The organism is Treponema sp. JC4 (assembly GCF_000260795.1).
In the GTDB taxonomy this organism is placed as follows: Bacteria; Spirochaetota; Spirochaetia; order Treponematales; family Treponemataceae; genus Treponema_D.
Genome location: NZ_AJGU01000147.1, coordinates 1 through 211, shown reverse-complemented (window position 1 = coordinate 211; position 211 = coordinate 1). Strand labels below are relative to the sequence as shown.

The following is a 211-nucleotide window of genomic DNA, read 5'->3' as shown; positions in this document are numbered from 1 at the left end:
AATGTAGGTGCCGTCTACCCAGGTATCCATGGATTTTGTATCAACGTATGCATGCAGATGCTGCTTCAAAACAGCGCAGCGATAGCAGAAGGCTTCGTAATTGGGTTCTTTTGGAATAATATCAGAGTAAATTGCATTATCATAAAAATTCGGTTGAAGAGCTTTATATACAGAATTACCGGCAACAAAGCGGATATCGCCATACTTACCT

At 40.3% G+C, this 211-nt stretch carries 1 pseudogene; it reads right to left on the bottom strand.

The annotated features are described in order from the left end of the window. Positions 1 to 211: pseudogene (locus MSI_RS14845) on the bottom strand (GGDEF domain-containing protein); the annotation flags it as partial.